Here is a 13,544-nt window from a genome sequence, read left to right as displayed (position 1 = left end):
GCCCAGGCGGGGGCGCACCCCGATCCTCACCCCTCCTCAGGGAGGGGCTTTCCCGCCTCATTTGACTGGGTCTCCTCGTTTCAGCACCTCGGGATCAAGGGCCCCGACCGCGCCAAGTTGGTGTGCACACGCCGAAACACTTCCGCATACGGACAACCGCTCGAGAACTTCACCCACACCTTGCGAACCGTCACCCGCACCAACGCCCCGATCTTCAAGAGCTTCAGACGGATCGTTTGGCACTGCGCCTCGGCCATCGCCGTTCCCGCCAGCCCCAGCCGCCGCAACGCCTCCAGCAACACGTAGGCGATCGAGGAGAAGAACAGCCGGATCTGGTTGGCACGCATCGTGTGGGCACTGGTCCGATCGGCGAACAGATGGAGTTGCTGCTCCTTGATCCGGTTCTCCATCTCACCGCGACCGCAGTAGTCTTGCTCGTACAGCGGCGGCGCCGCTCGTTCCTCGACCGTGAGCGACGTGACCACGAACCGCGGGTTGGCCCCCTTGCCCAGATGCTCGGCCTTGGCCACCACCCGACGTTCTCGGCTCCAGGTCTTCTGCGTTTGATAACGCAACTCGGCGAAGACCCGGGACGGCTGTTTCGTCGCCTCGAATTGCTGGCGTGCTTGGGCCAATTCCGTCGCGATCGCCGCCGTCAGCCGGGTGTTCTTGGCCAGGCCGATCAGGTAATCCACGCCGTTGTCCTCACACCAGCGAAGGATCTCCTCGCGGCAGAACCCGCTGTCGGCGCGGATCAGGATCTTCACCTGAGGCCACGCCTGGCGGATCTGCGAGACGATCCGCTTGAGGGACTTCACCGAGCCGGCGCTGGCATCAATGTCGGAGGGACGCAGCCGGGCACAGAGCAGGTGGTCGCCGCAGAAGATGTAGAGCGGGAGATAGCAGTATCCCTTGTAGTAGCCGTGGAAAAAGCGGCCAAGTTGGCGGCCATGGACCGTGTCGTCGGTGGCGTCGAGGTCCAAAACGATCCGCTCGGGGGGTCGGCTGTGGGCCTGAAGAAAGAGGGTAACGAAGAGCCGTTCGACCTCATGGGTCTGACAGGTGATCTTCTTGTAACGGCTCTGTCCGTCGGCCCCGACAGGGGTCAGTTCCAAGCGGTTGAGGGTACTCTTGCCAGCCAGCGGCTTGCCGCGATCGCGGAGCCGTGGCCGGTCCTGGCCGGTGGGATCGGTCTTGCCGACGACGGTGGCCAGTAACGGATCGCAGCGGAGATCGTCGTGGTCGTTGAGGTCTTCGTAGCCCAAGGCCAGACCATAGACGCGTTGGGCCAGGAGGTGTTCCAGGGGGTGCTCGACGAGGTCAGGATCGCGATGGTCGGTAAAGCAGGCGGCGAACTGGCGGATGATCCCGGTGCGGGCTTCGATCTGACGGAGCAGAAGTGCACCGCCGTCGGAAGAGATGGCGCCCCCGTCAAAATCGGCGAGCACTTGGCGGTGACCGAGGATGGAAAAGTCGAGGTAAGTCGAGTTACACTCTGTAGCCATCGGGCTGCCTTGGTTCGGTGTCAAAAGTGGTTGTCGCAATTCCACCTATGACACGCAAGGCAGCCCGATTCAATCCCTGGTGAGAAATCCAGGCTAGGGAAGGGAGCGTACGATGTCAAGGGAGTGCGCCTGGGGTTGTTCCCGTGGTGACGCCTTCTTTAGAATGCCCTTCTCTACTGTGGCACTCTGCCGTAACCGTTGTGTGTGGCCGACTTTCGAGGAATAATGTCGCGTGCGCATTGCCGACCCGGAGAAACTCCCGCGAATTCTCGAAGCCGCCACGCGATTGTTCGCCGAGCGCCCGTTCCAGGCGGTGCATATGAAGGAGATCGCCGACCGTGCGGAGGTCGCCAAGGGGACGCTCTACCTTCACTTCAAGGATAAGGAGGCTCTATTCCGGGCGATGATTGCGGAGGTCTCAGCGCAGCGGTTGGATGAGACTCAGGCCCGGATTGCGGGCGAACCGGAGGTCTGCGAGAAGTTGCGGATCTTGATCCGAGACGCCGTGCAATTCTCAGCGCTTTATCCCCATTACCTCGAGACGCTCTATCATCTCGATGGGAACCCTGCCCAGCACGAGGATGCGGCCATCCGCCGTCGTCGGGAACGACTGTTCGTTTTGATCGAAGAAATCCTCGTGTCGATGGATCGTCCGCCTGTGGCGCATCCGGATCGAGCCACTCTCGCTCTGTTGGGGATGATGCATCGGGTCATGATCTTCACCCCCGCGCCCTGGCCGGACGATCTGGCCGACTGGATCGCCGACCAATTCCTTTTCGGGGCCATCGGAACGAACCGAACCATCGAGGCCAGCCCCGGGGCGATGCGAGCCCAGGATCGGGCTCCAGCCTGACTGACGACTTACCTTGTGCCTGAATTGGCTGAGGTGGGCCGGTTCGGGCGGCGGGAGCCGATCGCCGTGCCAATCATCCCTTGCCCGATTGTCGGGCGATGAGGAGGCACGGCCTTGTTGGCCTGGTTTTCGACCAGGCTGATCATCCGCCGGAATTTCCCGGTTTCCGGGTCGGCCGAGAGTTGGGGCGCGACCTCGAAATCGACCTCAACGTCTTGGAAGTTGTACGTCGTCAACTCACGATCGATCGCCTGTCGCGCTCTGGAAAGATCCAGAACCGCGCCCGGGAGCGGTTCGAGGCGGACCACGACGCGTTGGCGATCCCACTGGATCGCCTGCCACTCACGTACGTCGCGTAAGTACTCGATCGCGTGGGCGAACACGAGGTTGATCATTCGTCGGCGTCGGGTCCCCTCGCCGACCCAGAAGACGTCGGCCGCCCGCCCTTCGATCCGGGCGACGCGCGGGAGTCGGCTCCCGCATTGGCAAGGGGTATCCGCCATGGTGACGACATCGCCCACCTCATAGCGGATGAATGGCTGCACACCGTTCGCCAGGTTGGTGATCAGGACCTTCTGGCCGGGCGTGCCGGCCGGAACCGGGCGGTACTCCTCATCGACCACCTCGCAAATGGCCCAATCGGCGTTGATGTGGGCGCCCGCGTTTGTCGAACAGCCGTTGCTTAAGAAGATGCACTCGCCGGTCGCATAGTTGTTCATGACATGAAGGCCAAATGCCGATTGGATTCGCGCCTTGGCCCGGTCGGTCAACGCTTCGCTGTTGTTGACCACCTGGCGCAGCTCGGGTTTCAGGCGAAGCCGACCGGCCTCGGATTCCAGAGCGAGCATCTCCAAAACGCCGGCATATCCTGTCAGGACCTGGGGACGGAAGTCGTTGAGCCGGCGGTTGAGGTCCGGGTCCGTCTGCGACAGCCAGAGCACGTTGACATACCGTCGCGCGGCAGCCGGCATATGCTGAAAGAGCGTGGCCGAGGGATAGAAGCCGCGTTTCAGGGTTACGACCGCCAGACGAACCGGATCGATCAGTCGGCTGATCCCCTCACGGACCCCGACTTTCTCGTTGTTTCCACGCGTCATCTGGAGCCGAAACGCCAGTTCCAGGGACTTCTGGTCCTGGACGATCAGCATCGGCTGTCCCTGGCTGCCGGACGTGTGGCTGACGATGTACCGGTCGAGAAAGAGGTGGCCGGCGTTCTCGGGAACGTCCATGAACCGTTCGAGCCCCGCGCGGGTGACTGCCGGGTCGGTGACCACGCGGTCGAAATTCGCCATCAGCTCACCCTTGGTCGTTGGGGGAAGATCCCCCAGGGTGAACCGATCGAAGTCGATTCCCTGATACTTTTCACGGTAGAAGGCCGACCGCTGGATCGTGCGCCGGACTAGACCTTTTAGCCGGCGATGCTGGACCTGCGCGAGTCGTTCGGGGGCCAGGCGCCGCTCTCGCTTGAGGTTCAACGTCCGCAGTAAGAACAACAGCATCGCAACGATCCTCGAGGGCAAGAATCGGCCGGATCCATTGGAAATTTGAGCGTTTTGGTGGATTCGATGTTGTCGATATGGCAACTTGCCCGTTGACCGCGCGCTCGCAGATGGACCTTTGGAGGAGGCGCAGGCGACCCTGGCCAGGCACGGTCGGTCTCTTCTCAATATCGACCGGTCATGGCACCTGGCGCAAGGAAATTCACGGGGATTTTAGGGTTCATACGGCTGATTCGGCCGGGCCGTCATTTCCTCAGGCTTATGCCAGTCCCTTGGAATCGCGCTCACCCGTGATGAATAACGACCGGGCTACTGGTCGAGCACCTCGCCCCCCGCGATCGAGTTGAGGGATACCCAAATCGTGGGACTGATCGTGTCCTTGGCGAAGCGGACCGAGCCGTCGCCGTACAGGGTGTTGATCCCGCCGGGGTGCCGGCTTCGGGCGCCTGCGAAGCCGTTGACCATGTCGCCGTTCCAGACGCAGGGGAGACTTCGCTTCGGCTCGTTGGTACAGAACCAGGGGACGATCATCTCGTCTCCGGTGATGCCCGAGCCGTAGAGGTCCACGAACCGGTTGGGCGCGAAGCGGGTGATGAACGAACCGGCTCCTGACGCGGTTGTCCAGATCGTCCCCCGGATGTCGTAGAGGCTCCCCTGAACGACTTCGCCCAGGAACACGGTGTTGCTCAGACCGTCCGGGATCGAAGCGAATGTCACGTTCCCGGCGTGACCGAACGCCGAGGGCAAGAACGGGATCGTTTTTCCGTTCACGGTCACCGGCTGCTGCCCCCACTGGGTGTTTCCCCAACTGACCGCGTAATTCCCCTTGGAGAAGACGATGGGATTGAAGGCGGCGAGCGGTGCCGGGTCAGTGGTGGTTGAGAATTGGTAGGTCATCGCGCTGTCGCTCGGACACTGAAAGAGCCTGATCTTATTCTGCACGACAGTGCCGTTCGGAAAGAGCCCCCCAAAGTTTTGACCTTCCGCACCGAGGTTGAAGTTGAAGGCGTTAGAGAGCGACTGTTGCTCGAAGTGGGGAAGCATCAAAATGAACCAAGGGGTGTTTTGGCAGTGGCCGTCGATGTTCAGCCCGCAGCCGAATGCGTCGGCCTTCCAGATCCGCCCCGGCGGAAGGGCGTTGGCGGCAGTGTGGTAGTGGTGCAGGCCGACGCCGATTTGCTTCAAATTGTTGACGCATTGCACCCGTCGTGCAGCCTCCCGGGCCGCCTGCACGGCGGGCAGCAAAAGGGCGACCAAGACGCCGATGATGGTGAGGACGACCAGCAATTCGATCAGGGTGAATCCACGAGCCGGCGGAGTTCGTCCGGTATGACAAGGAGTGGGGAGGCGGCAGACCACGCCGAGTGAAATCAAGGGAGTCATCGTTGATCCCTACCCGTCGGTTCTGATTTGGGGCGAAGCGAGTCATGCTTCGTAGAAAACCGGCTTTGGGTGTTTTGTCGACTTCGACAAGACGCGCGAAGCGGCCCACTCAATAGTTGGCCCTGTTTCTCGTCGGGAATCAAGAAAATAGCCAAATTCAAATGGCAGAATTTCACAAAGGACTTTTGGGTTCTACGGACTCAATTTAGGATCGCCTAGCCAATGCGGAAGGAATGAAAGTAAAGCACATCAATCGCGATGTCGCCGTCTCCTTGCGCGGAAGCTCGATCTCAGAACAATCGTGCCGGTCTGGTTTTACCCAGGGTGTCTCCACGGATGGCGGTGATTTTCAGGTAGGCGATGTCCGTCCCGCTTGGCCTGGCTTACCTGCCATGGTATGACCGCCATCTGGGGCGATTGCGGGTTCAGTGGATCGGACCGGGCTTGACTCGCTCCGTCCGGAAATTCGGAGTCCACGCGATGTCGATCTCATTCAACTGCGAATGTGGCAAGCCTCTGAAATCCAAGGAGGAGATGGCGGGCCGGAAGACCAAATGCCCCCATTGCGGGACGCTTCTGACCATCCCCGGCACGCTCGTCAGGCCCGCGACCGCGGCCACAACCGTGGCGAGAGCCGAGCCGGCCAATCCCGCCCACCCCGATGCCTTGAGGGTCGAAGGGCTGGACTGGACGAGCCCCGAAGCGTCGACGACCGCGACCGCCCCCGAACCGGTCTCAGCCTCGGGCGTCGACTCGTTGAGGCGGCCCGATCTTCCCCGTCCGGACGACGGCTCGAAGCAGTACAAGGTGCTTGGCCAGCGGGATCACAGTGCCTCGGGCAAGATCAATTTCGCGAGCATGGAAGCGACGCTCAACGAGCAGGCCCATCACGGCTGGGTCATGAAGGCCGCGTTCGTGATCAACCTGCCGGGACATTCGGGTAGCCATGACGAAGTGGTCCTGATCCTCGAACGCTAAGCAGGTCGTCATCGGCTTCTGCAAAGGCCGCGATTGCTTGTAACCGCGGCCACTCATGAATTTGAATAAAAATATAATCAAACAATTTGTGGTCTTCGTCGTCTCCCTCCACAAGGCGCAATCATGGAAACGGAGGTCGGTTGTGGGGCAGGTCATGTGACGATGGAAATTTGCAGAGGCGGTGCGCAAGCAATTCTTGGGGGCGACGGGAGAGAAGCTCGACCGGCTCCTTCCGTCTCTCAACGGGCTCAAGAGTCCAGGCGTTGCAAGTAGCCGGCCCGACCCCGAAACTGCTCTGTGCTTGGATGATCGCGATCGAAGGCTTGGCGAGATTTTCCATGACCTCGTCTCTCAAAGTTTGGTCACCTGCCTCGGCTTGACTTCCTCCGAGTCGATCAGCCAGACCGGGATTCCCGCCTCGAGGCAACGCCGCACGCAATCCTTGGTCACCCGGCTTCCCACCAAGTTGCGGTGAACGACGATCGCCAACTCGGCGCCGAGGTCGACCATCTCCTGGCTGCTGAGAGGGCCCGCTTTCCGCCCATGCTTTTCCCAGTCCGCTTCGTGGACCTCGGTTGCGAGTTCCTGCTCTCGGGCGGCGAGTTCGAACGAGAGATCCACCCCCTTGGCCCCGCCGTGGACGATCACCACCCCTGGGCCGTAGCGAGCGACCAGTCTGGTCACGACTGCCTCGGCAATGCCAAGGCAGGCCCACTCACGATCGCCGGTGATGAGGACACGGATAGGCAATACCTATACTCCTGGAACTGGCTCATCAATATAGTTGATGACAGAATCCGCCGCTTTTAACTCACCTCCGGCAAGGGGTGTCACTGCGAGTCGTGGCCGCTGTTGCTTGTAGCCGGGGTCGCACAACGGCAAGGGATCCTCGTTTCTGACTCTTCAGTAAGCAAGCAGAAGGGAGGTGATTGGTCGGTGATTTTGGTGGCCTCCTCATTCTCACACGGCGCCGTGCTGCCTCAAGAGTTCGGCAACCTGATTGTGTCCTCGTCGGGTCGCCCACGCGAGTGGGGTGGCCCAGGGTGGATCATCCGGCAGGTTCGGCTTTGCTCCACGCTCCAGGAGGAGTTCGACCATGGGGCCTTTGCCGAACTTGGCGGCCCATCCGAGCGGTGTCGAGCAGATATCTTCGTCGCGGGCATGCAGGTCGGCGCCATGATCGATAAAGGTCTTTGCATTCTCGATGTCGCCCTTCCTCGCGAACTCATGGAGGGGGGTAATTCCAAGCCAGTCCGGCCGGCTCGGATCCATCCCGTGCGCGAACAGAAGCTCCGTCAATTCACGCGACTTCGTCGGCTCTTGAGGACCGTTGCTTTGGACGCCGACGGCGATGTGTGTGGCCAGATCGGGTTGATAACGCAGAATCAAGCGGACGAACGGCTCATGGCCCTGGCCCGCGGCGTTTTCCAGCGCCGTTCGGTCGTTGGCCAGCGCGGGGTTGGCGGCGAAGACCGCTGCTGCGGTTTGCACGTCGCCGTAGTATCCGAGGAGTTCAACGGAGCGGGTGGAGCCAAATGAGCAGAGCAATTCCACCATCTTCGAGTCGGCGTTTCGGATGGCGATCGAGAGGGCGTCGGCGGAGCTTTCGACCGGTGGGCTTGGGTAAGCGCCGTGCTCAAGCAGGAGCTTGGCGACCTCGTAATGCCCGTTGTAGACGGCCGAGTAGAGCGCATGGCCATTGGGTGCGATGCCCTCTTCCGGCAGATTCGGATCCGCGCCGCGGTCGAGGAGCAGCTTCACGATCTCAAGATGGCCTCGCGCCGCAGCGTTTTTCAGGGGGGCTCCCGAACCAATGTAGTATGTTACATATTCCGAGACTCGGTTCACCAGGGTGGGATCGCTGTCCAGCAGCTCCCGGACGCGGTCGAGGTCGCCGATGCTTGCGGCTGTGTTGATGTCGACGTATGCGCCGCGGGAGCGGAGGTGTTCGAGCACCTCGGCGGGGGTCGTTGAGACGTCCTTGGGGACGTCACGCCAGCCTCGATAGTGATAATCGCCGTTGGTGAGTTGAATCGGGCGAGCGCCATCCTGGCGAGCGGCGTTGATATCGGCCCCACGCGTGAGTAGCTCGTCGATGAGATCGAGCTGTCTGGTCATCACGCTCCAATGAATCGGCTGATTCGAACGCTCGTCGCCGATATTCAATAGCTTGGGCGAAGCGTCGAGCAAGGCACGAACGGCCGGCAGATCGCGCGTGCGAATGGTCTGGGCGACCACTTCACCTTGAGGAGATGCGTGGTGCAGGCTCGTGAGCTTGGCTTCCAGCATCGTTTCCATCTGGGTATAGCCACGGTCTCGGCAGATCTCGACGAGGCTGTCGTTCACGGCAAGGCCGATCGGATCTGCCCCGTGGTCGAGCAGGTACTCGGCTGCTGCGACCTGGTTCTCACGCACGGCGAAGTAGAGCGGCGTCCGGTACGCGAAATGGCTGCGCACGAGCGTCGGGTCCTTGGTCACCAACCGCGTGATCGCCTCCAGATCACCAGCGATGGCCGCGCAGTAGAGCTCCCAGACTTCCGTGCCGATCCCTGTCGACCAATGCAGCGGTTCGCTTCGCTTGAGTGCGTCGGGTCGTCTCACGGGGATTGTGCTCCATGTGATTCGAGTAAGGAATCAACATCAGGATCGCCCGATGGATAGGCAATCCCTTTTACTGAAGCACCCGCGCGGAGCAGCGCGGCGACGGACTCGGGCGAGCGGCGATGCGTCCAGTACGAGTCGACGCATGCCTTCACGGCGAGCGCGAGCGGGGTTCGCCCCGCACCGTCCGGAACATCAATCGGTGCGCCTCGGGTGATCAGGAGCTTCACCGTGTCGTGCCGAGCCCTCCATGCGGCGACATGAAGCGCCGTGCTGTTCGGCGCGACTTCGAAGTAGCCGTCGCCTTGGGTGTGCAACGCACTGACAACAACGCCCAGGTCGAGTAGATTTTGAACGCCTTGGGTATTTCCGTTGCCGGCGAATTCCGCGAGCAACTTACCCCCTGCGGTGATCAACTCGCTGACGAGGCTCGGTTCCTCACTTGTGAGGGAGCGGATCTCGTCGGTATCGCTTCGGGCGCATGCCGCGATCAACCGATCGACGCCGTGCAGTTCGATCGGAATCCCGCGTCGCTCCAGCACGTCGAGGACATCCGCCCGGCCCCTGTGCGCCGCAAGGGCTACCGACGATTGGGAAGGCCCTCGGTAGCCGTGCCCCGAGTCTCCTTGGAGCGTCGGGTCGGCTCCGTGATCGAGCAATACCTCAATGATCTCGAGCGCGTTGTCGCTGAGGAGGGCGTTGTGCAACGCCGTCCTGCCCCAGCGCGTCATCAGGTTCGGATCAACGCCTTGCTCGAGGAGCCACTTGATCGCCTCGAAGTGGTGACAGTCTGCTTTGCGGAGCAGGATCGTGGCGAGGCTTTCGTCGTTGAGCTTGCCGCTTTCGACCAGAGCTTTCAACACGCCCATTTCGTAGGACTCGGGCGCGTGATACGGAGTCTCGTCGTCGTTGGGGTCGGCGCCACGCTCCAGAAGGAGTCGGGTCAGCCCTTCGTGGTGGGCGATCCCCGCTGCGCCATAGAGGACGCTTTCCCACAGGGGCTTGGGCTGGTGGCTCTTCTCGTACCAGCCATTGTTCGGGCTGGCTCCGGCGTCGAGCAGCGCGGTCGCCGCACGCACGAACCCTTCCGAACGCGCGGGATCGAGCCGGAGAAATCGCGAGAAACAGAGATGAGTCAGAGCATCCCAATCGCGGGGACCGCCCTTGGCCGTGGCGTTGGCGGGATCGATTGCGAGAAGCCTACGCACGGCGGCATCATCTCCGAGAACCGCTGCGGTATAGATGTTGTGACCTGCGACTTCCGGCTGTGAACCCAGGATTGCTTGGGCCTCTTCGAGCGTTCCGGAAGCGTGATCACTGTCAAGTGGCACGCATGCTGCCTCGATGAAGGCTGCTACGGATTCGTCGATGCTGGTCATCCCCGTTCCTCTTCTCGATTCGGTCGTTCGGGGTGAGAGGGAGAGTCAGGCGAAGATAGACTCAACATTGTCTCCGAGAACGATTTGTGCAAGTCCTTTCACTCGCGGAAGGTTCCAGGTGGCAAGCCCAACGATCCTCTTGACGCCCACCTCAAGTCGATCGCTACACCGTCCAAGGGGTCCCGTGAAGCTGCGTGACGCCAAACCCGTTGCTGCTCAGGCAACTCTGGAACTGCTGAATCAGGTCCTCGATCCTGTGTTGGTTCAGCGTGAATGGGAAGAACGATCGTGCTCGCTAAGCTACAGCGGTTTTCGTTCGTCGAGCACACAAGCAGAGGATCATTGGTGGGTGGCCCGGACAACTTGTTGTCCGGGTGGCGCAGCCACAAGAGGTTCTCGAAAAGCCCCGTCGCCGAGCAGACGGCCTCAACCCGAGCAACGCCTCTTGTCGCTGCGCGACCACGGACAACAAGTTGTCCGGGCCACCCAAGAAAAAGAAGGCTTCCGAGTCTTCGAGTCCAGTGGGAGGACCGGGCTTGAGAGGCCCCGCTCCTGCCCTATGACTTCCGTGTGCGACTCGCAAGTAATCCGCTGTAGCCAGTGATTCCAAGAACTGGAGATGGATTTGTCGCATTCGGGCCGATCCCGGGATGCCGATGGGCGGCATCGTGCCGCCCACCCCGGGTTGCGTCCCCTATCCTCCGCCATCTGCGCTTCGACGAATACCTTTATTTTTTCAGGAAGTGAAATGTTCATGGTGGCCATGATGTTTTCCTCCTGCCACTGATTTAGCAGTGATGGCAAATTCTTGCCAAGTCGAAACAAGATCCAGGAACACTTGTGTTTTTACGGCGTTTCCGGAACACGCATGTAACACTGTCCCCTGTAGGATGATCGAGATGCAAGCGGTGATGTCTGAACGGCCCGCCTCTGCCGGTTTCATCGGCTCTCTTGCGTCAGGGTTTGGCGGAAGCGGTCTGCGTCGCCGAAGGTGGCGCCGGGGGCTCAATTTTGCGGATGACCTGGGCGTTCTGGCCGTTCCAGATGAAGAGGACGCTGTCTGCGCCACCGGCGGCGATGCGGCTGCCGTCTTTGGAGACGGCGACGCCGAAGACGTAGTCGCTCGGGCCGCTGAAGGTGCGGAGGACGGCGCCGCTGCCGCCGACTCGCCGTCGGCGCTGGCCTTTGGCGGCGGCTTCGGCATTGGTGGTGACGTTCCAGAAGCGGACGAGGTTGTCGCCCGAGGCGCCGGCGACCTCGCTTTTACCAGGCACCCAGCGCACGGCGGTGATTTGCTTGCCGGCCGGGGGGAGTGTCAGGAGCTGCTCGCCGGAGTCAAAATCCCAGACCTTGATGACGTTGTCCGCGCCCCCCGAGACGAGTTCCTCGCCGTCGGACTTCCAGTCGACGGCCAGGACGTGGTGGGTGTGCCCTTCGAACGACTTCAGCTCTTTGCCGTCGGCCACATTCGTGACCTTGAGGAACTTGTCGGCTGCGCCTGAGGCAAGCTTGGTGCCGTCGGGGCTGAACCGGACGCCGAAGACGGTGTCGGAGTGGAGCGAGTCGAGCGAGCGCACGAGGGTGGCCTTCTCGACGTCCCAGAGCTTGATCTCGCCCGACCGCGACGGTTCGCCACCGCCGGCGGCGAGGAGCTTGCCGTCGGGGCTGAAGTCGATCGAGAGGACCCGGAAGACGTGGGGAGCGAGCGGCTTCATCTCGGACCAGGAACCCTCGAAGGTCCACGTTTTCAAGGTCTTGTCGGCCGAGGCCGAGACCAGTGAACCGTCACTGGCGAAGGCGACCTTGAGCACCGGCTGGATGGCGGCGTTGTCGGGTGCGGAGTGGCCGAAGGCGATCACGCCACGGCCATCGGCCGTGTCCCAGACCTTGAGGCCACCGTCTCCCCCTGCGGTGACAACACGATCGCCTTTGGGGGCAAAGGCGACCCCCTGGATCGGGCCGTTGTGACCGGTGAGCGTCGTGCGTAGGGCCCCGGTGGCGAGGTCGAACAGCCGGGCGTTCTTGTCGGCCGAACCCGTCAGCACGGTTTTGCCGTCGGGGCTGACGGCGACGGCCAGGACCGGGCCGGAATGCTGGCCCTCGATTGCGCTCACGGCCTTGCCATCCGCGACGTTCCAGAGGCGGACCGTGGCATCGTCTCCGCCGGTGACGAGAAGCTGGCCATCGGGTGTCAGGGCCAAGGTCTGCACGGGACCTTTGTGGCCCGAGAGGACGACGGGATCGGCGAGCTTGACGTCGTCGGGCGTTTTCGCGGCCTGGAGTTCGGCCTCGGCGGGGAGCGTCCAGATCCGCGCGGAGGCGTCGGACGAGACGGAGGCGAGCCGCGTGCCGTCGGGCGTGAACGCGAGGCCGTTGACGGGGCCCGTATGCCCCTTGAGAGTCGCGGTGAGCTTGCCGTCGGCTGCGTTTAAGAGGGAGATGAGGTTGTCCTGGCCGCCGAGCGCGAGCGTCTTGCCGTCGGGCGAGAGGGAGACGGCCAGCACGGGGGCAGGGGCGTTCATCTGACGGACGAGTTTACCGTCGGCTAGATTCCAGACCCGGACCGTTTTGTCAGGCGCGGCGGAAAAGGCCGTCTTGCCGTCGGCCGAGAGGGTGAGCGCCTTGACCTGGTCGGTGTGGCCGGCGAGCGTTTTGTCGAGGCCGCCGCTGGGGACATTCCAGAGCGTGACCACTTGATAGCTGCCGGCCGCCAGCCGCTTGCCGTCGGGGCTGAACCGGATCGACTGGATGATGTCTTTGTGGCCGCCGAGCGAGGCGATCTCGAGCCCCGAGGCCGCGTCGTAGACCTGCACCACGTTCGCGCGGCCGGCGGCGACCCGCTCGCCGCTGGCCGTCATGTCGACGGCGACGATGGGCTGAACGCCTGGCGGCAGGGTGCCGAGTTCGATGGGCTTGGCAGTCTCTTCGGACGAGTCGTCCTTGGCGCCCGCGTCGATCCAGAGCTTGAGCAGGCCGAGCTCGTCGGACGTGAGCGGTTCGTTGTTTTTCTTGTCTTTCGGGGGCATGACCGGCTCGACTCGATGCGCGGCCATCTTGAAGAGGAGGCTCTCCTCGGCCTTGCCCGGCACGATTGCGGGGCCATGCTTGCCCCCCTTGAGCATCCCGGCCACCTCTTCGATATCGAGCTTGCTCTCGGCCAGGGCTGCGCTATGACAGCCGACGCACTTGTTGGCGAGGATATCGGCCACATCGTTGGCGTAGCTGATCGGCTCGGTCCGGGTCGGGACCGTCACCGGGATCGGAGTCGGGGCAGGAGCGTCGGCGGCCAGCAGGAGCAGAGCGACGAGGCAAAGGGCGTGACGCATTGGGGATTTCTCTCCTCAAA

General features: G+C 62.3%; 9 protein-coding genes. 2 read left to right on the top strand and 7 right to left on the bottom strand.

Annotation, left to right across the window (positions count from 1 at the left end; genetic code table 11):
- Positions 1-80: 80 nt before the first annotated feature.
- Positions 81-1,505, bottom strand: coding sequence for an IS1380 family transposase (locus SINAC_RS32510; RefSeq protein ID WP_015244773.1), 1,425 nt, complete (start codon positions 1,503-1,505; stop codon positions 81-83).
- Positions 1,506-1,737: 232 nt separating this feature from the next.
- Here SINAC_RS32510 and SINAC_RS32505 point away from each other — a divergent pair, with 232 nt between their 5' ends.
- The gene (locus SINAC_RS32505) at positions 1,738-2,358 is read left to right on the top strand and encodes a TetR/AcrR family transcriptional regulator (protein ID WP_015249789.1); all 621 of its coding nucleotides are present in this window, start codon (positions 1,738-1,740) and stop codon (positions 2,356-2,358) included.
- A gap of 8 nt (positions 2,359-2,366) precedes the next feature.
- On the opposite strand, the gene SINAC_RS32500 is transcribed toward SINAC_RS32505, so the two are convergent.
- A complete protein-coding gene (locus SINAC_RS32500; RefSeq protein ID WP_015249788.1) occupies positions 2,367-3,857 on the bottom strand; it encodes a phenylacetate--CoA ligase family protein in 1,491 nt (496 codons plus the stop codon).
- A gap of 309 nt (positions 3,858-4,166) precedes the next feature.
- The gene (locus SINAC_RS32495; protein ID WP_015249787.1) at positions 4,167-5,240 is read right to left on the bottom strand and encodes a DUF1559 family PulG-like putative transporter; all 1,074 of its coding nucleotides are present in this window, start codon (positions 5,238-5,240) and stop codon (positions 4,167-4,169) included.
- 480 nt (positions 5,241-5,720) lie between these two features.
- Here SINAC_RS32495 and SINAC_RS32490 point away from each other — a divergent pair, with 480 nt between their 5' ends.
- The gene (locus SINAC_RS32490; RefSeq protein WP_237722663.1) at positions 5,721-6,218 is read left to right on the top strand and encodes a DUF4177 domain-containing protein; all 498 of its coding nucleotides are present in this window, start codon (positions 5,721-5,723) and stop codon (positions 6,216-6,218) included.
- Positions 6,219-6,569: 351 nt separating this feature from the next.
- On the opposite strand, the gene SINAC_RS32480 is transcribed toward SINAC_RS32490, so the two are convergent.
- The 4 genes from SINAC_RS32480 to SINAC_RS32465 all read right to left on the bottom strand — a co-directional run bounded on the left by SINAC_RS32480 (position 6,570) and on the right by SINAC_RS32465 (position 13,524).
- Positions 6,570-6,968 carry a DUF2493 domain-containing protein gene (locus tag SINAC_RS32480; protein ID WP_015249785.1) on the bottom strand — a complete coding sequence of 133 codons (399 nt, stop codon included), beginning with the start codon at positions 6,966-6,968 and terminating at the stop codon, positions 6,570-6,572.
- A gap of 210 nt (positions 6,969-7,178) precedes the next feature.
- Positions 7,179-8,819, bottom strand: a complete 1,641-nt coding sequence (locus tag SINAC_RS32475) for an ankyrin repeat domain-containing protein (RefSeq protein ID WP_015249784.1) — start codon at positions 8,817-8,819, stop codon at positions 7,179-7,181.
- Positions 8,816-10,198 (bottom strand): ankyrin repeat domain-containing protein, encoded by a 1,383-nt coding sequence (locus tag SINAC_RS32470; RefSeq protein WP_015249783.1) that lies wholly within the window; start codon positions 10,196-10,198, stop codon positions 8,816-8,818. The genes SINAC_RS32475 and SINAC_RS32470 overlap by 4 nt, the downstream gene beginning before the upstream one ends.
- 956 nt (positions 10,199-11,154) lie before the next feature.
- Positions 11,155-13,524, bottom strand: a complete 2,370-nt coding sequence (locus SINAC_RS32465; RefSeq protein ID WP_015249782.1) for a c-type cytochrome domain-containing protein — start codon at positions 13,522-13,524, stop codon at positions 11,155-11,157.
- Positions 13,525-13,544 lie beyond the last annotated feature (20 nt).

It is taken from the genome of Singulisphaera acidiphila DSM 18658 (genome assembly GCF_000242455.2).
GTDB classification, from domain to species: Bacteria; Planctomycetota; Planctomycetia; order Isosphaerales; family Isosphaeraceae; genus Singulisphaera; species Singulisphaera acidiphila.
The sequence above is the reverse complement of the archived record's forward strand: the minus strand, read 5'-3'. Positions and strand labels throughout refer to the sequence as shown.